General features: G+C 38.7%; 1 protein-coding gene. It reads right to left on the minus strand.

What is annotated here, in order from left to right; genetic code table 11:
* Positions 1-558, minus strand: a 558-nt coding sequence (locus tag KQ486_RS14245; RefSeq protein WP_216688007.1) for an E domain-containing protein, incomplete at both ends; no start/stop codon positions are given.

Raw genomic sequence — 558 nt, forward strand, 5'->3', positions numbered from 1 at the left:
CTTCTCACCTTTTTGTCCTTCTCTTGTTACTTTTTCTGTCCCTGGTGCTAAATCAGGATTAAATTTACGTTCTTTCTCGAATGGAATTTCTTCTTTTTCTACAATCGAGTCTCCTTTTACAGGTCCATATTTTGTTACGCTATCGACCGGTGGTCTAACTACATCTCCTGTTTCTGGATTCTTAATTCCTGGTTTACCTGGAACTTCCTCTTTCTCTCCTGTTGGTAACTTCGGATCAAATTCGTCTCGATGACCTGGTGTTATCGTTTCTGGTCCGTATTCTGTTAATTCATTAATCGGATCTTTTGTGATTTCTTCTTTCGATTCACCTTTACTAATAATTTCTCCAGTTAATGGATTTTTTAGTGTTGGCGTCGTTATTGTCTTCTCACCTTTTTGTCCTTCTCTTGTTACTTTTTCTGTCCCTGGTGCTAAATCCGGATTAAATTTACGTTCTTTCTCGAATGGAATCTCTTCTTTTTCTACAATCGAGTCTCCTTTTACAGGTCCATATTTTGTTACGCTATCGACCGGCGGTCTAACTACGTCTCCTGTTTC

Origin of the sequence: Allobacillus halotolerans, assembly GCF_018967645.1 — a bacterium.
Classification (GTDB): domain Bacteria; phylum Bacillota; class Bacilli; order Bacillales; family Alkalibacillaceae; genus Allobacillus; species Allobacillus halotolerans.